20 protein-coding genes are annotated in these 22384 nt (G+C 35.5%); 10 read left to right on the forward strand and 10 right to left on the reverse strand.

The window, feature by feature from the left end:
- The first annotated feature begins 29 nt into the window (after window positions 1–29).
- From LIV57_RS16695 to ribA, 4 genes are read left to right on the forward strand one after another with little or no spacing between them, the layout of a single operon-like run.
- The gene (locus LIV57_RS16695) at window positions 30–242 is read left to right on the forward strand and encodes a twin-arginine translocase TatA/TatE family subunit (protein WP_076596910.1); all 213 of its coding nucleotides are present in this window, start codon (window positions 30–32) and stop codon (window positions 240–242) included.
- Between the two features lie 15 nt (window positions 243–257).
- Window positions 258–872 carry a DUF4254 domain-containing protein gene (locus LIV57_RS16700; protein WP_002981819.1) on the forward strand — a complete coding sequence of 205 codons (615 nt, stop codon included), beginning with the start codon at window positions 258–260 and terminating at the stop codon, window positions 870–872.
- A complete protein-coding gene (locus LIV57_RS16705) occupies window positions 869–1327 on the forward strand; it encodes a hypothetical protein (protein WP_062672271.1) in 459 nt (152 codons plus the stop codon). Before LIV57_RS16700 ends, LIV57_RS16705 begins: the two co-directional genes overlap by 4 nt.
- Before the next feature lie 18 nt (window positions 1328–1345).
- Window positions 1346–1942, forward strand: coding sequence for a GTP cyclohydrolase II (ribA, locus tag LIV57_RS16710; protein ID WP_034695719.1), 597 nt, complete (start codon window positions 1346–1348; stop codon window positions 1940–1942).
- Window positions 1943–2129: 187 nt separating this feature from the next.
- Here ribA and LIV57_RS16715 read toward each other — a convergent pair whose 3' ends face one another.
- On the reverse strand, window positions 2130–2678 hold the full coding sequence (locus LIV57_RS16715) for a hypothetical protein (protein WP_202840427.1): 549 nt from the start codon (window positions 2676–2678) through the stop codon (window positions 2130–2132).
- Window positions 2679–2793: 115 nt separating this feature from the next.
- Between LIV57_RS16715 and LIV57_RS16720 the strand changes: the two genes are divergently transcribed.
- The 5 genes from LIV57_RS16720 to LIV57_RS16740 all read left to right on the forward strand — a co-directional run bounded on the left by LIV57_RS16720 (window position 2794) and on the right by LIV57_RS16740 (window position 8035).
- Window positions 2794–4497, forward strand: coding sequence for a glycoside hydrolase family 3 protein (locus LIV57_RS16720; RefSeq protein ID WP_227943520.1), 1704 nt, complete (start codon window positions 2794–2796; stop codon window positions 4495–4497).
- Window positions 4498–4523: 26 nt separating this feature from the next.
- Window positions 4524–5672: an N-acetyl-alpha-D-glucosaminyl L-malate synthase BshA gene (gene bshA / locus LIV57_RS16725; protein ID WP_079240311.1), complete on the forward strand. Its 1149-nt coding sequence runs from the start codon at window positions 4524–4526 to the stop codon at window positions 5670–5672.
- Window positions 5673–5699: 27 nt separating this feature from the next.
- On the forward strand, window positions 5700–6956 hold the full coding sequence (locus LIV57_RS16730; RefSeq protein ID WP_227943521.1) for a DUF2851 family protein: 1257 nt from the start codon (window positions 5700–5702) through the stop codon (window positions 6954–6956).
- 341 nt (window positions 6957–7297) lie between these two features.
- Window positions 7298–7519 (forward strand): PspC family transcriptional regulator, encoded by a 222-nt coding sequence (locus tag LIV57_RS16735; RefSeq protein WP_002981826.1) that lies wholly within the window; start codon window positions 7298–7300, stop codon window positions 7517–7519.
- Window positions 7520–7522: 3 nt separating this feature from the next.
- Entirely contained in the window at window positions 7523–8035 is a 513-nt protein-coding gene (locus tag LIV57_RS16740; RefSeq protein WP_227943522.1) for a GNAT family N-acetyltransferase, read from the forward strand.
- Window positions 8036–8303: 268 nt separating this feature from the next.
- Here the strand turns inward: LIV57_RS16740 and LIV57_RS16745 are convergent, their stop codons facing one another.
- The 4 genes from LIV57_RS16745 to LIV57_RS16760 form a co-directional block, all read right to left on the reverse strand.
- Entirely contained in the window at window positions 8304–9038 is a 735-nt protein-coding gene (locus LIV57_RS16745) for an SIMPL domain-containing protein (protein ID WP_227943523.1), read from the reverse strand.
- A gap of 75 nt (window positions 9039–9113) precedes the next feature.
- On the reverse strand, window positions 9114–9926 hold the full coding sequence (locus LIV57_RS16750; RefSeq protein WP_227943524.1) for a carboxypeptidase regulatory-like domain-containing protein: 813 nt from the start codon (window positions 9924–9926) through the stop codon (window positions 9114–9116).
- Window positions 9927–9941: 15 nt separating this feature from the next.
- Window positions 9942–10748 carry a hypothetical protein gene (locus LIV57_RS16755; RefSeq protein WP_227943525.1) on the reverse strand — a complete coding sequence of 269 codons (807 nt, stop codon included), beginning with the start codon at window positions 10746–10748 and terminating at the stop codon, window positions 9942–9944.
- A 1-nt stretch (window position 10749) separates the two neighbouring features.
- Window positions 10750–11496 carry a hypothetical protein gene (locus LIV57_RS16760; protein ID WP_227943526.1) on the reverse strand — a complete coding sequence of 249 codons (747 nt, stop codon included), beginning with the start codon at window positions 11494–11496 and terminating at the stop codon, window positions 10750–10752.
- Window positions 11497–11678: 182 nt separating this feature from the next.
- On the opposite strand from LIV57_RS16760, the gene LIV57_RS16765 reads away from it, so the two are divergent.
- The gene (locus LIV57_RS16765) at window positions 11679–14819 is read left to right on the forward strand and encodes a UvrD-helicase domain-containing protein (protein WP_227943527.1); all 3141 of its coding nucleotides are present in this window, start codon (window positions 11679–11681) and stop codon (window positions 14817–14819) included.
- Window positions 14820–15251: 432 nt separating this feature from the next.
- Here the strand turns inward: LIV57_RS16765 and LIV57_RS16770 are convergent, their stop codons facing one another.
- The 5 genes from LIV57_RS16770 to LIV57_RS16790 all read right to left on the reverse strand — a co-directional run bounded on the left by LIV57_RS16770 (window position 15252) and on the right by LIV57_RS16790 (window position 21605).
- The gene (locus LIV57_RS16770) at window positions 15252–15761 is read right to left on the reverse strand and encodes a ferritin (protein WP_110010631.1); all 510 of its coding nucleotides are present in this window, start codon (window positions 15759–15761) and stop codon (window positions 15252–15254) included.
- A gap of 128 nt (window positions 15762–15889) precedes the next feature.
- Window positions 15890–16336: a hypothetical protein gene (locus tag LIV57_RS16775; protein WP_227943528.1), complete on the reverse strand. Its 447-nt coding sequence runs from the start codon at window positions 16334–16336 to the stop codon at window positions 15890–15892.
- 186 nt (window positions 16337–16522) lie between these two features.
- Entirely contained in the window at window positions 16523–17521 is a 999-nt protein-coding gene (locus LIV57_RS16780) for a hypothetical protein (RefSeq protein ID WP_227943529.1), read from the reverse strand.
- Between the two features lie 139 nt (window positions 17522–17660).
- Entirely contained in the window at window positions 17661–20312 is a 2652-nt protein-coding gene (locus LIV57_RS16785; protein WP_227943530.1) for a 4-alpha-glucanotransferase, read from the reverse strand.
- A 126-nt stretch (window positions 20313–20438) separates the two neighbouring features.
- The gene (locus LIV57_RS16790) at window positions 20439–21605 is read right to left on the reverse strand and encodes a T9SS type A sorting domain-containing protein (protein WP_227943531.1); all 1167 of its coding nucleotides are present in this window, start codon (window positions 21603–21605) and stop codon (window positions 20439–20441) included.
- Between the last annotated feature and the right edge of the window lie 779 nt (window positions 21606–22384).

Consider the following 22384-nt stretch of genomic DNA (forward strand, 5'->3'; position numbering starts at 1 on the left):
AAAGTGTAACTTTGCAAAAATTTTAAGAGATGAATACACTAACAATACTTGCCTTATCTTGGCAGCACATCCTTATCGTAGCAATACTTTTGGTATTACTTTTCGGAGGAAAGAAAATCCCTGAATTAATGAGAGGAGTTGGTTCAGGAATCAAGGAATTTAAAGATGCAGTAAAAGAAGAAGACAAACCAGGTTCTGAAAACAAATCGGCTTCCAACAATAACAATTCTTCCAGCAACTAAAATTCCTTAGAATTAATGAAATTTACTGAGACTGCATGGAAAGTCTTCAATCAAGCTATTGAAGACTATCACGTGTCTGATGACGTTAACACTCTAATTAATAACCCGTTCGAAAAAGATAGTTTGGAACGGATTTTGTATGCAAAGAACTGGATTGATACCGTTCAATGGCATTTGGAAGATATAATTAGAGATGAAAATATTGATCCGGCTGAAGCTCTTCAACTGAAGAGAACAATAGACGCTTCCAATCAAAAAAGAACTGATTTGGTAGAGTACATTGATGGCTGGTTTCTTAATAAGTTTGAAAATATAACTCCTAAACCTGAAGCAAAAATAAATACAGAAACTCCCGCTTGGGCAGTAGACAGGCTATCAATTCTTGCATTAAAGGTTTATCATATGTCGTTAGAAGCTAACAGAGAATCTGCTTCTGAAGAACACAGAAACAACTGCCAGGCTAAGCTGGATGTTCTGCTTACTCAGAAAGAAGACCTATCAACTTCTATAGATCAGTTGCTTGCTGATATTGAGAACGGTAACGTTAAGATGAAAGTGTACAAACAAATGAAAATGTACAACGATGAAAGTCTTAACCCAATCCTTTATCAAAAAGGGCAACAAAAATGAAACGACTATTTTTCTTTGGAGTACTTATCATATTAACATCTTCCTGCGCATCGGAGAAGCTTAATCTTTCTCCGTTGTCAAATAATTTTTACAGTGATGCTAAAGGGTCTGATTCAGACAGAAGCTCTAAGAAGAATTTTAATATCAATATCAAACAGAATGTCAATGCTTCTGAAATTTCAAATATGATCTCCACTTTTCCCAAGTTTAAAAACAACGGATTAAATGATGAGATTACCAGCTTGAAATACAGTCTTCAGAATTATTTATATGCTATTGATGCCAGCAATTCTGCCGGAAAAAGCAGAGCCCTTAAAAGCTTCGAAAAATCATACAAAAAAATTCAAAAGCTAAGGCAGAATCTTGACAGAGACGACGATGAAGTTCTTAACAGATATCTGGTGCGTTTAAAAACCAATATTTCTGTTATTGAAGATACTTTGCCAGGAAGTTAAAAACTAATTGAACTATCAATGATTAAAATTCAGGCGGAAGCCAATGTTCCCACAGAGCACGGCACTTTCCGAATGATCGCTTTCTCCGAAAACGAAAACGACTGGATGCCGCATATGGCCATCGTTGCTGAAAATACAGATTTTTCAAAACCGGTCAATGTTCGTTTCCATTCAGAATGTATTACCGGAGAAGTTTTCCATTCAAAAAAATGTGAATGCGGCCAACAATTGGATGCTGCAATGAAATATATCCATGAAAACGGTGGGATTATCATCTACCTTCGTCAGGAAGGAAGAAACATCGGGATCATCAACAAGCTTAAGGCTTACTCACTACAGGAAAAAGGATTGGATACCGTACAGGCCAATCTTGAACTGGGACTTCCTGCAGATGACAGAAACTTTGGCGTAGCCATTGAAATTCTTAATCTATTGGATGTAAAAGATATCAATCTACTCACCAATAATCCTGAAAAGGTAAAATATGTGGTAGACAGCAATATTCACCTTAATTCAAGAGTCCCATTACAGATTCCTGCCAATGAAATAAGCAAAGGATATCTGCAGACAAAAAAAGACTTCTTTGGACATCTTCTTGATGACAATGATAACTAATAAAAATAAAGCCTCAGAATAAATACTCTGAGGCTTTTAATTTTAATTACTGCTAAAATACAGGCTTTCTCTTCATAGCTATTATAGACAGATTAAACGCTTAGTATCGTTTTCTATTATAAATCAAAAGCCCCGGAAGATATTCTCCCGGGACTTTTTTAATTATAAAAAACTGAAAAGATATTTCTTAGTATTTAGTTACAATTTTAGACTCGTCAATATTGTAATATTTGATTACACTTTTATAATCGTTGTAATCTACGGCAGCACCTTTTGCCATTTTTGCACCACCAGTTCCTGTTCCATTTGCAGGAAGAATAAGAACTCTGAATTTTTTATTCTGATAGTATGATGGGTTAGCTGTTAAGCTGAATGTATTGGTAGAGTTAATATTAATGGTAGCAGCATACTTACTGAATTCATAAATATAATCTACAGCATCGTTATTTCCATTACCTACATAATAAGTATAAGGAAGAAGTTTCCATACAGGAGAATCTCCGTCAGTACCAATCTGCATATAAATAAGCACCATGTCGGATTGTACTAATGGCTTGTTAAAGTCATCACTCCATCTGTAAAGATTATCAGTAACTTTTGTAAAAGTAGGAGATATATCAAATGATTGGTTTATGGTATCATAATCTGTTCCTTGTACTACAGTATCATCATTATCACAGCTATAAGCAGTAAAACCTACAGCCCCAAGGAATAAAAAGAGAAGTATTTTTTTCATTTTTATTAAAGTTTAGTTATTATTTATATTGCGTATTCAAATCATATACCAAAAATTTCAAAAACTTTGTTTTCCTCACTTTTTTAATTGTATTTTTGTTCTTATTCAAAAAGTCATGAAGAAATTATTATATACTTCACTCTTTATTGCTGCCTTGATAAGCCCTAAGGTGAAAGCCCAGTATCAGCCAAAAAATGCTTCTAAGGCGGATCTGAAAAAAGCTCAGCAATGGGTTGATACTACCTATAAAAATCTTACTCAGGATGAAAAACTGGGACAGCTTTTTATTGTGGCATTGTATACCAACAGAGGGGAAGATTATATCAGCCAGGTAAGAAATATCGTTACGAATGATAAAATAGGCGGTCTGATCTTAATGCAGGATGATGCAGCAAGAGAAATTAACCTGGTGAATGAATTTCAGCAAAAATCTAAAGTTCCTTTAATGATCGGAATGGATGCAGAATGGGGGCTCTATCAGCGAATTGCTACTGCCCACAAATTTCCATGGGCCATGACATTAGGCGCTATCCAGGATAAAAATCTTGTGTATCAGATGGCTGCAAAAATTGCAGAGGATTGCAAAAGAATGGGGATCAACTGGGATTTTGCGCCTGTAGTAGATGTTAACACCAATCCTGATAACCCGATTATCGGCAACAGAAGTTTCGGATCTGATGTGAATAATGTCATCACATCAGCCCTATCCTACTCCAACGGTCTTCAGGATAATAATATTTTAGCGGCTATAAAACACTTCCCGGGACACGGAGATACCAGTACAGACTCTCACCTTGATCTTCCGGTAGTTCCTCATGGTATTGACAGACTTGACGCTGTGGAACTTGCACCTTTTAAAGCGCTGATGAATAAAGGAATTGGCGGTGTGATGGTTGCTCATTTATATGTTCCAAGCTTAGAATCAGAAAAAGGAATTCCGGCCTCTGTTTCTAAAAACATTATTACAGGAGTACTGAAAGATAAACTGGGTTATAAAGGTTTAATCATTACAGATGCATTAAACATGGCCGCTGTAGCGAATAAATACCAACCGGGCGAACTGGATGCCATGGCCTTTAAAGCAGGAAATGACATTATGCTTTTCTCACAAGGTGTTTCTGAAGGCAAAAAACTGATCCAGAAAGCTATTGATAAAGGAGAAATTTCACAATCCAGAGTAGAGGAAAGTGTGAAAAAAATCCTTTTAACCAAATATTTCCTCGGTCTTACACAATATACACCTAAAAACCCTGAAAATATCAATAAGGATTTAAATAATGATTCTCATATCCAATTGGTACAGAATCTTTACTCCAATGCATTGACTTTACTAAAGGATGAAAAGAAATTACTGCCTCTCAAGGAAAAACAGACTTATTATGTTCCTCTTGAAGAAGCTCCTTATCAGACTTTTGCCAACAGATTGGGTAACAATGTTATCATTAAAAAAGCAGGAGAAATTAATACAATTCCAGCTGGTTCTACAGTTATCGTAGGTTTCCATAAGGATAATTCAACAGCTTATAAGCCATATAAAATCTCAGCAGAATCTAAAAAAGTACTTTCTGATCTTACCAAAAATCAAAATGTTATATTGAATGTTTTCGGAAGTGCTTATGCCTTAAAGGATATTGATATTTCAAAAGTTTCAACCGTTCTTGTTTCTTATGAAAACAATGATGATTCTATGAATGCAACTGCGGATGCTTTCAATGGAAAAACAAAAATATGGGGAAAACTTCCGGTACTGGTTAATGATCAGTTGAAACCGGGAATGGGTATAGAGCTTCCTATGGCAACCTCAACAAAAACCAAATAATACAAAATTAAAACAACAATAATCTAATGAAAATAGGCATACTTTGCTATCCTACCTATGGAGGAAGCGGAATTGTAGCAACAGAATTAGGAATGTCCCTTGCCAATAAAGGATATGAGGTACATTTCATCAGTTCTGCACTTCCTGCAAGATTAGATATCACCAACCCGAATATTTTCTTTCACAGGGTCAATGTTCAGACGTATCCCCTTTTCCAGTATCAGCCTTATGATATTGCGCTAAGTTCGATGATCTACAGAGTTGTCAATCTTTATAAACTGGATCTTCTTCACGCACATTATGCCATTCCTTACGCATATGCCGCTTTTACGGCAAAACAAATGCTCAAGGAAGACAATAATGATATTCCGTTGGTCACTACATTACACGGTACAGATATTACCCTTGTAGGCCAGCACCCGAGTTATAAACATGCGGTAGAATTTTCGATCAATCAGTCTGATGCGATTACTTCAGTTTCTGAAAGCCTGAAAAAAGATACCCTTCAGTTTTTCAATATCAAAAAAGAAATTCAGGTGATTACCAATTTTATTGATAATTCCGAATTTGATGACTGCTCTGAGTGCCAAAGAACCCAGTTTGCCAATCCGGATGAAAAAATCCTGATCCACGTGTCCAACCTTCGTCCTGTAAAACGTGTAGACGAAGTGTTGCAGATCTTTAAGAATGTGGAAAGAAAAGTGAAATCCAAGCTGATTATCATTGGTGAAGGCCCTGATATGGAAAAAGTAAATCAGTTCCTTGAAGAAAATCCTGAGCTTATTTCCAAAATCCGCCTTTTAGGAAAGGTAAATGATTTGTATAAAATCTTACAGCTTTCGGATGTATTTCTCCTGCCTTCCGAGCAGGAAAGTTTCGGTCTTGCAGCATTGGAAGCCATGGCAGCATATACTCCGGTTATCAGTTCCAATGCAGGAGGAATTCCTGAGGTGAATATTCAGGGGGAAACCGGATATCTGGCTGAAATCGGAAATGTGGAAGCGATGAGCAACTACACCATCAAGCTGTTGAGTAATGATGAACTTTTAGCCAAAATGAAGCAAAATGCGAAAGATCAGGCAATAAAATTCGATTTGAAAAACATTCTTCCTATCTATGAGAAAATGTATAGAACAACCATAGAAAATTTTAATAAGGAGCTGACGAAAGTATAATATTTCTATTATATTTACGTCACACTTATGACGGAAAAACTACTTCAATATCTTTGGAACTACAAGGTTTTCAAACATTTTGACTTCAAGGATATTGAAGGAAATTCCGTTGAGATCATCCATTTCGGAAAATGGAACAAAAATGCAGGCCCTGATTTTCTTGATGCTAAAATCAAAATCAACGGCTTACTTCTCGCAGGAAATATAGAACTGCACGTACGCTCTTCAGACTGGATTTTCCACAATCATTCCCAGGATCCCAATTACCGCAACATCATTCTTCATGTTGTATTCCAGCACGACATAGACATTCATGAACTTATCGGAAAGCAGGTTCCTACCTTGGAACTTCAAAGTTATATTGATAAAAATATTCTTTGGAAATATGAAAAACTTATGAATGGCAATGAATTTATTGCCTGTGAAAAGATTTTTGATCCGAAAAAAATCCCGGTCAATTTTTATGAAGAAAGCATACTGAAAAAACTGGATGAGAAATCTTCAGAGCTTGAACAGAGTTTACATCAATATAAAAATAATTTTGAAGCCGTTTTATTTCACAGTTTTGCCTACTCATTCGGGTTAAAAGTAAATGCTTCTATTTTCCGGCAGATTGCAGAAAGTATTGATTACAGTATTATCAATAAAATACGTCAGAATCCCCTTCAGCTTGAAGCCTTATTATTTGGAATTTCAGGATGGCTTGAGAAACCCCAGGACGGGCAGATGAAAATATGGAAAAGAGAATTTGATTTCATTAAAGCCAAATTTTCCATTTCTGATTTACAATTTCATCCTAAGTTTTTAAGACTGAGACCACCGAATTTTCCAACAATCCGGTTGTCACAATTGACTGACCTGTACAAGCAGCAGAATTTATTCTCAAAAATCATGGAAGCAAGAAGCGCAGAACAGCTGTACACTATTTTCAGCTCTGTAAAAGCTTCTGAATATTGGGATTTTCATTTTAATTTCGGGAGTATTTCCAAAGTACAGTCAAAAACACTGAGTAAAGATTTTGTTGATCTTCTCATTCTGAATACCATCCTTCCTTTACAATATGCTTATCACAGATATCACAAGGAAGATATTGCAGATGAAATTATTGCGCTTTACAAGACAATTTCCGGAGAGAAAAACACCATCATTACGAGCTGGAAAAAACACGGATTAGAGGTCAGCAATGCGCTGGAAAGTCAAAGTCTTATCTATCATTATAAAACCTATTGCGAGCCGAAAAATTGCTTAGCCTGTACTATCGGATTCAAACTTTTAAAAGAATAGTTATATCTTACAGCATTACTGTCCGATAAAAAGTAAATACATTGAAAATATCAATATTTACAGCATGAATTAACAGATCGCTCCTCTGGAGCTTTATTTTTTACGGAAACTTCATTTTTTCTACTAACAGCAGATCCCGATGGGATCAAATCCAGCTCCAGCGGGAGCTGACTGTTAATAGGACGTATTTGTTTCAAAATTATAGCTCCGGAGGAGCGACCTGTTAATTATTCTTTAATTTAACCGGACAAGAATGATTTACAGATAAAATCAGGCAAAAAATGTATCAAAAATCCTTAACTTTGAGTAATAAATTCAAACTTTTAAATAACAATCTGGAAATGCTGAGTAATATTCGTCATAAAATGGAAAGAGAATGGTTTGGTGTACTGACCAGAATGGGAGCCAAGCTGGGAATTCCTGTTTCTAAATTGAGAGTTTTCTTCATCTATTCTACTTTCGCTACAGCTGGATTTTTCTTTCTGATCTATCTGGGACTGGCATTCACCCTTTGGATTAAAGATATTTTCATCACCAGAAGACCGAGTGTCTTTGATTTATAAATTATGGAATTTTTACCGATTACTTCCGCAGAAGATCCTAGAGTTCAGGAAATCTATACTTCTTATACTAGCACTTTTCCTGTAGACGAACAAAGAGATAAAGATCAGTTTGAAAGTTTATTTTCAAATCCTTATGTGGAATTCATGTCTGTTATCCACGAATCGGAAGCTATTGGCTACCTCATCCTGTGGAAGTTGAGTTCTTTTGTTTTTGTAGAGCATTTTGAAGTGTTTGAAGCATTCAGAAGTAAAAAACTGGGATCTCATATTATGAATCATTTATCAGAAAATTATCCAAGTATTGTTCTGGAAATTGAACCTGCAGAATTGAGCGAAGATGCATCAAGACGGTATTCTTTTTATCAGAGAAATAATTTCAGTCTGATTGACACTACTCATGTTCAGCCGAGCTATGGCGAAGGAAAAAAATCTTTAAACTTATGGCTGCTGGCCAATTATACTCCCGAAAATGTAGAGGAAGCCAAAAAAGAAATTCATAACATTATTTATGCTTAAAATATAAAACGCCGGAATAGTCTTCCGGCGTTTTTCTTTTCTATTTCTTGACCACAAAAGGCACAAAAGTTTTAAACACTTAAGTTTTTTAGAGCAAAACTTTATGCATAATGAGTTCACCTAAGTTTTGTGAAAATCTTTGATTTTAATCTTATGTGAGCTTTTATGAGGTATAATTTTAAACTCACATAACTGAACAAAAGTGTTTTAAAATGAATCCTTTTGTGACTTTTGTGGTTTTATAAAGTTTATCAGACAACTTTTTCTATTAATTTACTTCATATTCCAGCTTGATGGTAATACTGGCTTCTTTTTCTTTGGATGAAGTATTGAAAGTTCCGCCATAAGAATAATCTTCATTGGAGTTGGGTGCTGTAATCTGAATCACTCCCATTGTTGCTTTCTTCAGATTTCCGAGACTGCTTCCAGAATTTTCTGCAATTTTTTCAGCACGTTCTTTAGCATCTTTTGTAGCACTGGCAATCATTTCCTGTTTTACTGTAGCCAGCTTGGTGTAGAAATACGCTGGTGAAGAAGAAGTGAATTCAATGCCACGGTTGATAATCTCGGTAATATTTCTGGAGAGGTTTTCTATTTTTCCCACTTCTTTACTTTCAATAGAAACTTTTTGGGTGAGATTATAACCGGAGAATTCCCCTTGTACATAGTTTCCGTTTGAATCATTATAGCTTCTGAACTGTTTCTGAATATCTACGGAAGAAAACACGATCTCTTTCTGTTGTATCCCTTTTGAAAGCAGATAGTCGTTAATTATTTTTCTGTCTGTTGCCAGTTCATCGTAGGCAGATTTGAGATCCACATTATTTTTGGAAAAGCTTCCGGACCAGGTGATCAGATCTGATGTAAACTGTTTGGTTCCTAATCCTGTCACGGAAATGGTATTTTCAGATTTATTCCTGTTTTTAATAGCATTTCCCAAAAAACCGAGACCTACTACAAAACCTAATGCTGCAATAGCTACTGCAAAAATGTTTTTATTCATAAAATGTGTGAATTTGTGTTACCAAAATGGTATCAATTTCTATTCCAATATTTTAAGAATTTATTAACATTTACATTACTTTTGGTCCTGGTTTACTCTCTCCAGAAAAAGCGGAACTGTCTCTTCCAGTCTCAGCATGACCCCCGAAAGATTTCTTGCTTTTACATACGTTCGTACCTGAGGTTTTGCCAGAAATGAAAACTGAATAAATTCTGAAATTCTGTCACCAGGAATTCCGGCTTTGATAAAATATTCATCGTCTATTCTATCCCGAACCCAGGCAATATGTTCCTGAAGATCATCATACCTGTATTGTCTTTTCTGCCTTCTGGCTTTCCCGCTAATCAGGTCATATACGCCCTGAACATTGAGGTTTCCTAAAAGTATTGGTAAAAGAACACTTTTCACTTCTGCCGGCTTCTCTCTCATTTTTCCTACCGGCTGCGGAAGGCCAACGGCATCTCTTACCTGCTCTCCTTTATCTACTTTGGCTACTATCCGGGAATCTGTTTCCAGATCTCCGGTGAGTTTTTTTACAATTTTTACTTCACCCACATCTCTCGGAATCTGGTGAAGTGTAATAAACAGAGGTAAGTTATTCCCATTGCTAAGAACCCTTCTGGAGACTCTGTTGAAATCTTCTTTTACAAATCTTAATTCATCGTTGGGATTGGCATCAATAGAAAATACACCTTCAGAATCAGAATATACTTTCTTATCAGTAGACATATTAATCACGATCACTTTAGTCAGATTTTCGCCATTGTCATCCACTATTCGTCCCGTTACTTTCTGCTGGGACATAACAAAAGTACTGCCAAGCAGCAGCAGAAAAAGAAAAGTATTTCTTTGCTTTAATGTTTCAATATTTTCAGTGATATAAGCCAACTTTTAATGTATATATTATTCCTGGGTTCCTTCTAATTTATGGGTTTTACTATATTCTGCGAAAGCAACTTTAAGTTCATATTCAACGACACTTATACTAAAATCTTTTCGGTATCTTTTTGCCAATGAACGCGTTTTATCAGCATAAAGAAGAAATGCATCAATCTGTTCTTCATCCATTCCGTATCTTTTCAGGAAATTCAGGTCCACTTCATTTCGTACTCTCCTCAGGAAATCCTGAGTTTCATTGTAATTCGCTTTGGTAACCTTCGGCTGCGCCAATTTCTTTACAGCATTAAATACACCAAACAAATTGACTTGTCCTGCATTGAAATCATCACCGGTAAAAGTCTTCGAAACAGTATTATTAGGTAACGGCTGATTCAATGGACTTCTCATATAATCATCCATCTCTGATTTCAAGGCCTGAAGTTTTCTGGATTCATTATAGTGTTGATTATCTTTTGCCAGATTTCCGGTAGGTTTATACTTTATTTTAACCTCAGGAATTTGGATTTCTATTTTCCTCAGCATAATATGGAACGGAGCATTGATCTCTTCTTTGGTTATTTTTTTATCAACACGATAATATCCTTCTTTTACAAATCTGATCTCATCATTTTCTTTGGCTTCGATTTCAAAATTCCCGGCCATATCACTTAATGCGCTTTTATTCCCGGAGATATTTACAACGAGTACAGGTGCTAAATCCAATTCATCTCCGGTTATTACCTTCCCTGATATTTTTTGTTGTCCCCAAAATTTCGGAGCGATACAAAAAAGCACAAATAACAAAACCTTTTTGATGTATTTTATTTCCATATTATCTTTGAGTTTGCGGAGCACGATAAGATGAAATTCTTGTCAGGACAAAACGCTGAAACCTGTTCAGATCCGCATCACTGCAGAATCCGTATTTCAGGATTTTTTTCCTTTCAAAACCGCCTGCAAAAACATAATAAATAAAATGTTCTATCAGAGGTTTCTCAATTTTAAGATTGGTAAAATAATCATCACCAAGGCTTGCTCTGATGTATTTCATTAAATCTACATCATCCCATTTATCTTTCACTTTCCCAATAGAGAATCCCTGCCCTTTCGGCTGTACAAATTCCCCGGGTTTTGCGGCCAGTATTCTGGGATCTGATTTCTGAGCAATATACCGATCCATATCTTTGAGCAGTTTTTCAACCTTTTGGGGTTTATTATAAAGTTTTGAATCAATTTTAAGGTTTCCGGTTAACCCTTGTTTCACTTCCACTTCAGGAATCTGAATAGTCTGGCGAACCATACTTATATTCATCGGAGATTGTGTATTTTCCTGGGAAACTATTTTGGTGATACGTTCATAACCTGCTTTTATAAAACGAAGTTCATCTCCCTGCCTTCCCGAAATCATAAAATGACCATCCCTGTTTGAAACTACGATCTCATCAGTTCTGATATTGACAACATTCACATCCTGCATTTCAGTGCCGTTTTCGGAAATGATTTTACCAAATATATAGCTTTGGGCCTGGGTATGAACAAAAAGGATAAGGAATAAGAAAAAGAATAGTTTAAGTTTCACGGGCTATTTTTTATAAAGCAAAGCTAAAATTATTTTTAATGTATCCCATAAGTTTAACCACAGTTAACGCGTTTTAATATTTCTTTTTGATTTTTGCCTTGTAAACTGTTAAATAGCGTAATTAAATTGTTAAAGTTTCTTTTAAATTTTAGCTAACTTGCAGTCTCAATTCTCTTTTAACAATGCAAAATTCTTATACAGTCATCAATGCTTCTGCCGGATCCGGGAAAACCTATGCCCTGGTACAAAGGCTTCTGATGATCTGTCTCCGTTATCCTAATCAACAGCAGTCGATCAGGAATATTCTCGCGCTTACTTTTACCAATAAAGCAGCGAATGAGATGAAGGAAAGAATTTTATCGTGGCTGGGAAATTTTTCAGCTAAAGATTATGCAGAGAATACGGATCTGAAAAACATCCAGAAAGCATTTGAAGAACAGGGTCTGAAAATTACCATCGATGACCTTCATCAGCGTTCTAAAAAAATGCTGGATTATGTTCTCCACAATTATTCCACACTGAATATCGGAACGATTGACCGTTTTAACTCAAGGCTGGTAAGAAGTTTTTCCTATGAATTGGGACTGGCTAAAAATTTTAACCTTGAAATTGAAGCTGAACCGTTTCTGATAGAAGCCGTTGATAAGATGCTGGACCAAATTGGTGAGAATGAAATTATTTCCAATTCTTTCATGGATTATGTAGACTACAGTCTTGAAAACAATGAAAGGATCAATCTTAATAAAAATCTTTATGATTCGGCTAAGGAATTTGTAAAGGATATTCACTACGAGCATCTGAAAAGCAATAAAAGCTTTGACGATGCCAGTTATGAGAATATAAAGAATACGCTTCGTAAAGAGATTGTTCTCAATAAAAAACAGTCTGCAGAGCTTGCCGCAAGTTCTATTGAATTATTCAGATCAAGAAATATTGATATTGAAGATTTTGCCCAGGGTAAAAATGGAATCGGAGGCTTTTTTACTAAGGTTATCGATTTTTATCAACAGAAAAGAGCTGGTTTTCCTTTCCCTACTACGCAGGAAGAATCTGTTATCAATAATTATAGAAAGGGAGCGTCTTCAAAATCGAAACATAAAGAGTCTGAAATTTTCGAAATCCTGGATCAGCTTCTCGACAACAGAATGAAACTTATCATTCTGTATATTGAAACCCAAAAGAAAGAGAAAGTTTTATCTGCTCTTCTTCCTTTAAAGGTAAACAAAGATATTCAGGATGAGCTTCAAAAAATTGAGGAAGAAAATGATCTTGTTTTACTTTCCAAGTTTAATATTCTGATCAATGAAAATCTTAAAAATGAACCTTCAGCTTTTATTTACGAAAAAGTAGGTTCACAGTTTCAGCATTATTTCTTTGACGAGTTTCAGGACACGTCAGAACTGCAGTGGCAGAATTTTGTTCCGCTGAGAGATCACAGTGTTTCTACAGAATACACGTCATTTACATTGGTGGGCGATCCCAAGCAAAGTATTTACCGGTTTCGTGGCGGGGAAAGCAAACTGATGCTGGATATCATCAACAAAAAAGAATTTTCACCTAAAGAAGCTGATCTTCTGGTATTAAAGGATAACTGGAGAAGTGCCAGAAATATTGTACAATTCAACAATGAACTGTACCGTTTTCATTCTGAAGGATTGCTGGAAGAACATCAGAATATTTTCGGGGCAGATGCTGAGCAAAATCCAAAATCCCAAATGGATGGACGCGTAAAGGTAAATCTGATCGAAAATCTTACGAATGAAGAATTTTACAATGATACTTCAGAAAGGATGCGGAAAGATATCCAGGAATGTCTGGATAATGGTTTCAAGTTTTCTGACATCACCATTCTTTGCCGTGGAAATTTTGATATTTTCAGTTATTCTCAGAAACTGGGAGCTTTAAAAGTCAGCTACAAGGGAGAAGAAACCAATATTAAAACAATTTCTGATAAAGGCCTTACACTGGAACTTTCCAATACGTTAAAAGCTGTTATTGAATTTCTTCGCTGGGAGCTCAATCCTAAGAATAAACATTGTCTGATCATGATGATGTACCATCTGAATACGTTGGGAAAAATTCATATGCCGGATTTCACATTGGGTATGAAAGAGATTCTGGATATTGAAGGGCATGAAGAAATTCTGCAGTTTATCCAGCAAAAATATTCGTTGCAGCTTAAACAGGACAACTTTCCGAGATTCAATCTTTATAATTTTATCGAATATTATATCAACGAATTTTCTGTTGAAAACAAAGAGACAGACTTTTTACTGAACTTTCTGGAAATGCTTTTCAACTTTACGCAGAACGCAGGTGCCAGCACCAAAGAGTTTCTGAAATACTGGGATGAAGAAGCTTCTTCATACACTATTCAGGCTTCGGAAAATATCGACGCTGTCCAGATCATGACCATTCATAAGTCTAAAGGACTGGAGTTCCCGATTGTTTTTATCCCAATGATGAACAAAAACCGGGACAGTGAATTTACCAACTGGTTTGATACCAATGAAAATGAAGCTTTAAAATCGGTCAACATCAATCAGTTCAGTAAAAACCTGGAAGCTTATGATGATGAAATTCTGTTTTTCAACACAAAGAATTCTTATAAAAACCTGATCGACAGATTATGTCTGCAATACGTGGCTACTACAAGGCCTGTTGAACAGCTGTTTTTCTATCTGCAAAAGGCGAATAAGACTTCTAATAATCTTGAGCTTCTGGAATTCCTTCAGACAAAAAATCCTGAACAGGCTGACGAGTTTGATGTTTACCCGGTGAATCCTGAAATGCTGAAGAAATATTCTAAAGATAAAAGCTCTTCTTTTAAAACCCAGAATATCCAGAACCTGAAGAATGTTAATGAAAAAAGTACATCCATCAAAATAGCTACGCCGTCTAAAAATTATCAGGTACGAAATGAAAAGGTAAGAATCGGGCTTTTTGTGCATGAACTTTTATCGAAGATCAATACGGAAAAGGATATATCGAAGGTATTGGATGGTTATGCTTTGGAAGGACAGATTACACTGGAGGAAAAAAATGAAATTCAGATTACATTACAGGAAATTGTCAGAACGTATGCAGAATTTTTTGATGAAAAATGGGAAGTAATCAACGAAAAAGATATCATGATCTCTGAAAGAGGAGAAAGCCATATTTTCAGGCCAGACCGTATTTTAAAGGGTGAAGAAGATTATATAATTGTAGATTTCAAAACCGGTGAACCCAAAGCGAAAGATGAAGCGCAGGTAGAAGGATATAAAAACATTCTTGAACGTCTGGGCAAAAAAGTACTCAAAACTCAGATCATTTATCTGTAATCTAAAGATTTACAAAACATTACTGTAACAATTTTTCACAAAAATTGTTCAAATATAAAAAGGTTTTAGTATTTTTATTCTAAGACGAATACAATCATACAGTCTTTGATTATATTTTGTTTTACAACTAACCAACCATGAGAATATACTTGAACTCCTTTTTTATAAGCCTGATTATCATGTTATTTACGACAGTGGTCACTTACAATATTGTTGATTGCTTAGACCCGCCCGTTACCCCGGATGACCACCATTTTGGGCCCGCTGAAAATATTGCCAACTCTTTATTTCTAAGTTTTGTATTGGGAGCTGTGGTTTTTATTTCTGCTGTCAGAATTCAAAGGCGGCCGTATAGGAAATAATTCTTTTATCATAACAAAAAAACCGCTATTCTTAAGGATAACGGTTTTATATTTTGAAGAATTTTCAATCTTAAGCGGTTGTATCAGGAGTAAATACTCTCTGTGACAATTCCTGATCAAAAAGGTATAATGCAGATGGATTATCGCACACCATTTTGATTTTTGTTACATATTGAGAAGCACTCGCTTCTTCTTCTACCTGTTCGTTGATAAACCACTGGAGGAATGATGTTGTTGCGAAATCTCCCTCGTCGTTTGCATTTTTTACAATATTGAAAATACTTTTAGTTACGACTTTCTCATGTGCTAATGCTTTCTCAAAAATATCCGTTGCGTTTTCGAACTCATGTGGAGGTTTTGGAATTTCTCCAATGATAATTTCTCCTCCTACATCATTCAAATAATCAAACATTTTATCTGCGTGCATCAATTCTTCTTTGCTCTGTACTCTGAAATAGTTGGCAATTCCATCCAGATCTTTTCCTGAAAACCATGCAGACATTGAAAGATAATATTGAGCGGCGTATTGTTCGTGGGCAATTTGTTCGTTAATTAATTTTGCAATTTTTTCGCTAACCATACGTATTAAATTTATATTCAAAAATAGGGAATAAAAGCCCTACATCAAAAGTTTTAAAGAAAATTAATACAAAAAGGATGGAAAAAACATCCACCCTTAAAACATTAAAAAACTAAAATTACAAACTGTTATTTTACTTCAGCAGTTCCTGTATTCATCGGCTTTTTCATCATTCTTCTTTCTTTCATAGCCATCTTCATTTTCTCTGCTTTAGCTTTTCTGTCTGCCTGCCATTTATCATATTGATCAGGAGTAAGGATTTTTTTCATATCAGCATCCATTTGTGCTCTTTTGGCATGCATTTCCTGCATTTTAGCTTGTCTGTCTGCCTTATGCTTGTCAAACTCTGCCTTCATTTCCTCTTTTCTTTTATCCTGGAGTACCTTTATCTGAGCTACCTGAGAAGCATTAAGATTAAGGTCTTTTTGCATCTGGTCTAAATGTTCCTGTTGTTTTTGCTCCATTCTCTGCTTCATTTCAGCAGCTCTTGCCTGTTTGTCCTGAGGGGTTGTTTGTTGTGCCATTGCAAAACTTCCCATTCCGATAAATGCTATTGCTAAAACTAATTTTTTCATCTTTTTAAAATTTAATTAATTGTTATTTTGCTATTATATCTTTTTGATAATGAATTAAAACACAAGTTAAATTAACGAATTCATAAATAATGTTAAATTTTAACAAAAACAAATTAATAAAACAACAAAAAAAGGACAGATTATAAAAACCTGCCCTTCACACCACTTAAATATAATATATGAAAATTAATTCTTTACTAAACTGCCTCTAAAACCACCACCGCTATTACCACGGTTTTCCTGTCTAGGTGCAGAACTTTCAGATCTTTGTCTGAAGCCTCCTCCATTGTTTCCTCTGAATCCGCTATTGTTTTCTCTTCTAGGAGCTTCTCTTCTTACTTCACTATTCCCTCTAAATCCGCCACCATTATTACTTCTGAAGCCTCCGTTATCATTATTTCCTCTGTTTCCTCCATTATCAGAATTTCCCCGGAAGCCACCTCCGTTACTGTTTCTGAAACCACCGTTATTATCATTTCTGAAACCGGAATTATTGTTATTTCCGTTATTACCTCGGAAGCCTCCTGAATTTCCATTGTTTCCCGTGTTTCTGAAACCGTTATCCGGTCTGCTGCCTCTTCTGATAATATCAAAAGTAGGATTATCCATTCTACGGAATCTTGAGCGGTCTACCCTGTAAACGTTGATATTAATATTTCTATACCTAGGCATTACCGTATATCTCGGTACGTAATACGTTCTTCTGTAATTCTGGAAATATACGATTGGGCTGGAACCTCTGTAATAGTTATTCTGGAAAACCACAAATACTCTTGGTCCTAAAATTCTTTCCAATGCATAAAACCTGTCATAATACCATCTGTCCGGATTATATCTGTAGAAATTATTCCATGCTGTGAAGCTTGCAAACAGATTATTCAATCTCATAATCTGGTCTACCTGCCATCTGCTTAATCTGTTCTGTACGAAAAATCCGTTCCAGTCGATATTGATAATACTTCCTCTGTAGTCGTTATAATAGCTTTGGTAATAATTATTTGGATAATAATCCTGAGGATAATTGTAGTAATAATCGTCAGGAAAATAATTTCTGTCATCTTCATCACTGTAATATCCTCCCTCATTCTGATAATAACCGTCATCATCCCAACCATTATTCGGATATTGCTGAGCAGACGTCAAAACGCCCAACCCGAAAGCTAATCCCAAAAATATTTTTTTCATCTCTATAGTCGTTAATTGGTTAATATATAGCAGAATATCTTAATTCTATCTTTTTGATACAAATAAAAAAAAGAAGTTAAATCATAAGATCAAACTTCTTTTAAAATATTTTTAACTACCTGATAATCAGATATAAAATTTACACCCTTCCACTATCTTTTACCCAATGTGCAATTTTCTTGTTGAAAGAGGTTTTCTCTTTCAGATCTTCAAGTTTTATATGCATTCTGTAGCGCCAATAATGTGGAAAAACCGCCGGATTGTTGATTCTTTCGTTGTCCATTTTCTTATTGGTAAGCTCATCATCTGTTGCCAGAAACTCCTGCATCGGGAAAATAGCAAGCATAGCCTCATTATACAGATGCTGCTTCATAATGATTTCAGCCAGGTGAGGATTGAGATCTTCAGGTGCCTTTCCGTATTGTATCAGCTGTTGATTGTAATATTTCTGTGTCAATACAGGATCTTCTTTCCACCACTGTCTCAATGTTGAACTGTCATGGGAAGAAGCTGTCACTACATTCATATAGTTTGCATTCTTAGGATTATAGAACGGAATATTTTCAGAAGGCATTCTTTGTACTTTCAATGCTATGATGGCCAATTCGTCCATTACAACAGGTACACAGGCAGGAACCATTCCCAGGTCTTCACCGCAGATCAGCATTTTGGTAGCATTCAGGATAACAGGAAGTTTCTCCATGGCCTTTTCAAACCACAAGCGGTCCTGTCTTCTGAAGAAGTAGTCATGGTAAAGGTCATATATACTTTTCTGTTCCGATTCGGGAAGGTATTGATAAGACTCCGTATTGTAAACATTAAATCTGGGATGGTAAACCGTCTTCCCATTTCTTTCTTCCGGTAAAAACAAAACATTGGCACAAAGGGAAATCAATTTCTCTTCAATAGGTCCGTATGATTTTTTCTTAAAGAAGTCAACAAGTTTTCTCTGGGTATTAAATTCTTCTTTAAAAGCATAGGTACCATCTTCATTACGGTTCATCAACTCAAGAGCTTTTGCGCTTTCTTCTCCAAAATAATCCCATAAGATCTTATTGTTGATAAAAGGCTTACAATACCTGTCAAAATTAAACGGAATCTGCCAGGCCTTGAATTCATCCAAAACAATAGGAACAGCCGGGTAAAAGTATCCTAAAATTCCTTGTACAGCAGAAACCGGCATTCTCCATATTCTGAAGAATCCCAAAATATGATCGATTCTCATGGCATCAAAATACTGTTCCAGTGCTTTGAACCTGTTTTTCCACCATTTATAATCGTCTGCTTTCATGGCTTCCCAATTATAAGTCGGGAACTCCCAGTTCTGTCCCAACTCAGTAAACTGATCAGGTGGTGCACCAGCCTGAAAATCCATTCCGAATAATTCCGGTTCTGTCCAGGCTTCTACAGAATATCTGTAAATACCAATGGGAAGATCTCCCTTCAACGAAACTCCCAGGTTATGGGTATAATCAACAGCATCTTTCAGCTGTACATGTAACTGATACTGTACCCAGGCATGAAGCATTGAAATATCATAGTCTTTATTCTTCGTTGTAAAAAACTGTGAAATCTTTCCTGCAATATATTTTTTGTGAGTTTTCCACTCGTTGAAATTAGGTGTTTTATATTTGTCTCTCAAAACACAAAATGCAGAATAAGGAACAAGCCAGTATTCATTATCCTTGATGAATTTCTTGAAATTTCTGTCTTTGTAAATTTTGTCTTTTTCCTTGTTGAAAACAGCTGTAAGGTATTTCCATTTGCCTTCAATCATCTTTTCATAATCGATCAGATCCAAAGAGTTTAATTTCTCTTTTTCAGACAGATAGTCATCAACTAATTCTTTAGGTAAAGAATAATCAAGGTTTTCTAAAGAGATATACTGCGGATGCAGCGCATAAACAGATACTGCTGCATATGGATAAGAATCTGTCCATGAATAATTGGCTGTTGTATCATTGATCGGAAGAATCTGAATAATTCCAAGACCGGTTTCTTTTGTCCAATCTGCCAGTTTTTTAATGTCTGTAAATTCCCCTACTCCGAATCCCTCCTCACTTCTCAATGAGAATACAGGAATTGCGACACCGGCATCATGATACATCTGATATCCCTTAAACCTAAAATAATGATTGGAAACTACCTGCAGCACATCACTCAGCGGATTGGCAACTGTAAATCTGTTTTCTCCTGTTTCTACATCTATAACCCTGTTTTCTTTCGTATCATAAATACAATATTTAAACTGGATAAATTCATTCTCCGGAATTTCAACAGAAGTTTCCCACATTCCAAAATCTGTCTGATTAAGATGAACAACTTTGTCATAGCTCCAGTTTCCCAGTGATGCTGTACTTCCGAAAAGAACAATCCTCCAATCCTTATTATAAATAGGGGCCTCTATCCTGAACAGATGGGTATGCTTTTTTAAAACCGTAACTTTTTCGGGAATAAAATCGTGCAGCTTATTGTAAAGGATTTTATTATTTAAATAATTCTCAGGAAAGTTTTTGTTATTCCATTCATCAAAAATGATAAACTCCTTATAATTATGTGGAAAACTCAAATGATGCCCCACAAATTCTTCTCTTAATACATTTCCTTTTTCATTCACCACCCGGTAATGATAAGAAATGAGTTTTGAAAAATAGTCTACTTCGCATTTCCATAAACCATTCTCCGCATAAAACATAGTATGGACATGTACGGTATTCTCGTCTTCACCAAATACCAGCTGCAAATTTTCTCCAGCATTTACAATATATCCTACATTAAAGTATAGTTTCATCTATATTTTTTTATAAAAGTACATTTTAATATCGAAAAATAAAACTTATTGGATATCAAATAATCATTAAAAAACCTTCTCAAAATAATTTGAAAAGGTCTTTATAGGCTAATTTATAGCACTCTATTATCTTGTAACTAAAATCTTTTTATTGAATATAACTTTTCCTGATTCATCAGCAATATTTACAATATACGCTCCGGTTACCAATCCTTTAAGGTATACTTTTTCGTCCATTGAGCCATTTTTCACCGATAAACTCTGAGTCATTACATTTTTACCTGCCATATCAAAAATGTTCAGTTTAACAGCACCTTTTAAATTATTATTAACATGAACGTTGATATAGTGTTCATCAACTCTTGTCGGATAAATATCAAGATTAGCAGCCAGAGTATTTACTGGTGAAGATTTATCATTAGCAAAATATTTACTTGCCAAATCGTAGATATGAAGTCCCTGTTCTCCCGGAAGCTGTTTAGCCTGCAAAGTTGTCAGATCTACCTCGTATAAAGCACCTCCCTTTGCACTTGCTATTACCACTTTCCCCTGAGCATTTACAGCAGAACCATTTACGGAATAATTATCAGGAATGCCAGCAATTTTACCTATAAATTGCGCTTTTAAATCTTTAGTCAGAATTTTGAAAACATTTCCTGAAGCAGCAAAAATATAGAAGTTATTATCTGCGTCAGCAATCATATCACCGCCAAAACCAGTTTCCATAGCCGTAAAAGAATTTCTTCCGTTAGAAGGGTCATCTTTAATAATTCCAAGATCAGTCACAGTGTATTCTCCTGCTTTTTTGCTGATTTCCAAAAACTGTGTCCCCGCATTATTGACAGCATAGATGTTACCGTTATATCCGGTTGCCATTCTGGTAATATGAGAATTAATATCACATGATGATACTCTTGCCACCTTATTTTCCACTAATGTGATTTCCTTTGTCTTCGGATTCAAAACATAGATATTCGAAGAAAACATAGGCATGTATACCAGATTATTGTTCGAAGAATCATAGGCAAGAGCTGCTAATGTTACAGATTGAGAATGATGATAAGAATTCCTGTCCTCTGCTACAATGCCTTTTTTCGTTTGTGAAAACACTTTTGCTGAAGAATCACTAGTAAAAAATTTCTCTCCTGAAGTTCCATTAGTTGCATCAATTGCCCGGAAATCATTGAAAGTAATACTCTGAGTATCTTTTCCTGTAATCGCAAAGAAATCCTGTTGTGCTTGTGCATTTACGCCTAACAACAGTAAAAATAGAGGGAATAAATGTTTTTTCATAGTATATATTTTTAGATTCGTAACTGTTTTTACCTTACTAAGTTACACAATTTTAAATTACAAAAACAAAAATCTCTGGTAATTGAATAAAGTTGCTCACCCATTAAAAATATCACTTATCAAAAAGACGTTTGGTTACTCATTTATTTCTATTAATCAGCATATACAGACATCAAAAATTTCGGGAGCTGTTTCCCGCTATCCATTCATACTCCTCGCGCCCATGCACTCCCACACTTTAACCCATTCACCTTCCAACCCAAGCTGCGGGGTAACCATTCCTATCGGGGCTAGGATGACGAATGAACGATCACTGATACGTTATAAATGATTTGACGAGTTCGGGATACGGGTTCCGTGGTTATCTTTTCCAGTGGAGTAATTTATTGGTTCCAATGGTCTTTCTCTTTCATTTGCTCCGCTTTTTTCCAATGTGTCATTCCGTAGGAATCCAACCTCCTTTATTAGAGTCATAAGAGTTCAAAAAAGCAAAAGTAATACTGCTGAGTTTTTTGATAATACTTTGTTGAGGCTCCTGCGGAGTGACAAATAGTTGGGATAAACGATACTAGTGAAAGCAAAGAATGATCAGCTGTAAGAATGAATAATTTTAGGCTGAACAGGGGTAATGATCTTTCAATCGTGTGTAAACTTGTGCTATGGTTTAACTGGCGTCTTTCTTTTTCATTTGTGCCCCTTCTTTCCAATTGTGTCATTCCGTAGGAATCCAGCCTCCTTTATTAGAGTCTTTAGGATTCCTTTAATTCAGACAATTTGAT

This window comes from Chryseobacterium sp. X308 (genome assembly GCF_020733145.1).
GTDB classification, from domain to species: Bacteria; Bacteroidota; Bacteroidia; order Flavobacteriales; family Weeksellaceae; genus Chryseobacterium; species Chryseobacterium cupriresistens.

Coding starts and splice junctions, on each gene's coding strand:
- LIV57_RS16730 (WP_227943521.1), top strand. CDS start 5,700: ATGACGGAAAAACTACTTCAATATCTTTGGAACTACAAGGTTTTCAAA.
- LIV57_RS16785 (WP_227943530.1), bottom strand. CDS start 20,312: ATGAAACTATACTTTAATGTAGGATATATTGTAAATGCTGGAGAAAAT.
- LIV57_RS16745 (WP_227943523.1), bottom strand. CDS start 9,038: ATGAATAAAAACATTTTTGCAGTAGCTATTGCAGCATTAGGTTTTGTA.
- LIV57_RS16780 (WP_227943529.1), bottom strand. CDS start 17,521: ATGAAAAAAATATTTTTGGGATTAGCTTTCGGGTTGGGCGTTTTGACG.
- LIV57_RS16770 (WP_110010631.1), bottom strand. CDS start 15,761: ATGGTTAGCGAAAAAATTGCAAAATTAATTAACGAACAAATTGCCCAC.
- bshA (WP_079240311.1), top strand. CDS start 4,524: ATGAAAATAGGCATACTTTGCTATCCTACCTATGGAGGAAGCGGAATT.
- ribA (WP_034695719.1), top strand. CDS start 1,346: ATGATTAAAATTCAGGCGGAAGCCAATGTTCCCACAGAGCACGGCACT.
- LIV57_RS16790 (WP_227943531.1), bottom strand. CDS start 21,605: ATGAAAAAACATTTATTCCCTCTATTTTTACTGTTGTTAGGCGTAAAT.
- LIV57_RS16740 (WP_227943522.1), top strand. CDS start 7,523: ATGGAATTTTTACCGATTACTTCCGCAGAAGATCCTAGAGTTCAGGAA.
- LIV57_RS16705 (WP_062672271.1), top strand. CDS start 869: ATGAAACGACTATTTTTCTTTGGAGTACTTATCATATTAACATCTTCC.
- LIV57_RS16695 (WP_076596910.1), top strand. CDS start 30: ATGAATACACTAACAATACTTGCCTTATCTTGGCAGCACATCCTTATC.
- LIV57_RS16735 (WP_002981826.1), top strand. CDS start 7,298: ATGCTGAGTAATATTCGTCATAAAATGGAAAGAGAATGGTTTGGTGTA.
- LIV57_RS16775 (WP_227943528.1), bottom strand. CDS start 16,336: ATGAAAAAATTAGTTTTAGCAATAGCATTTATCGGAATGGGAAGTTTT.
- LIV57_RS16765 (WP_227943527.1), top strand. CDS start 11,679: ATGCAAAATTCTTATACAGTCATCAATGCTTCTGCCGGATCCGGGAAA.
- LIV57_RS16720 (WP_227943520.1), top strand. CDS start 2,794: ATGAAGAAATTATTATATACTTCACTCTTTATTGCTGCCTTGATAAGC.
- LIV57_RS16700 (WP_002981819.1), top strand. CDS start 258: ATGAAATTTACTGAGACTGCATGGAAAGTCTTCAATCAAGCTATTGAA.
- LIV57_RS16755 (WP_227943525.1), bottom strand. CDS start 10,748: ATGGAAATAAAATACATCAAAAAGGTTTTGTTATTTGTGCTTTTTTGT.
- LIV57_RS16715 (WP_202840427.1), bottom strand. CDS start 2,678: ATGAAAAAAATACTTCTCTTTTTATTCCTTGGGGCTGTAGGTTTTACT.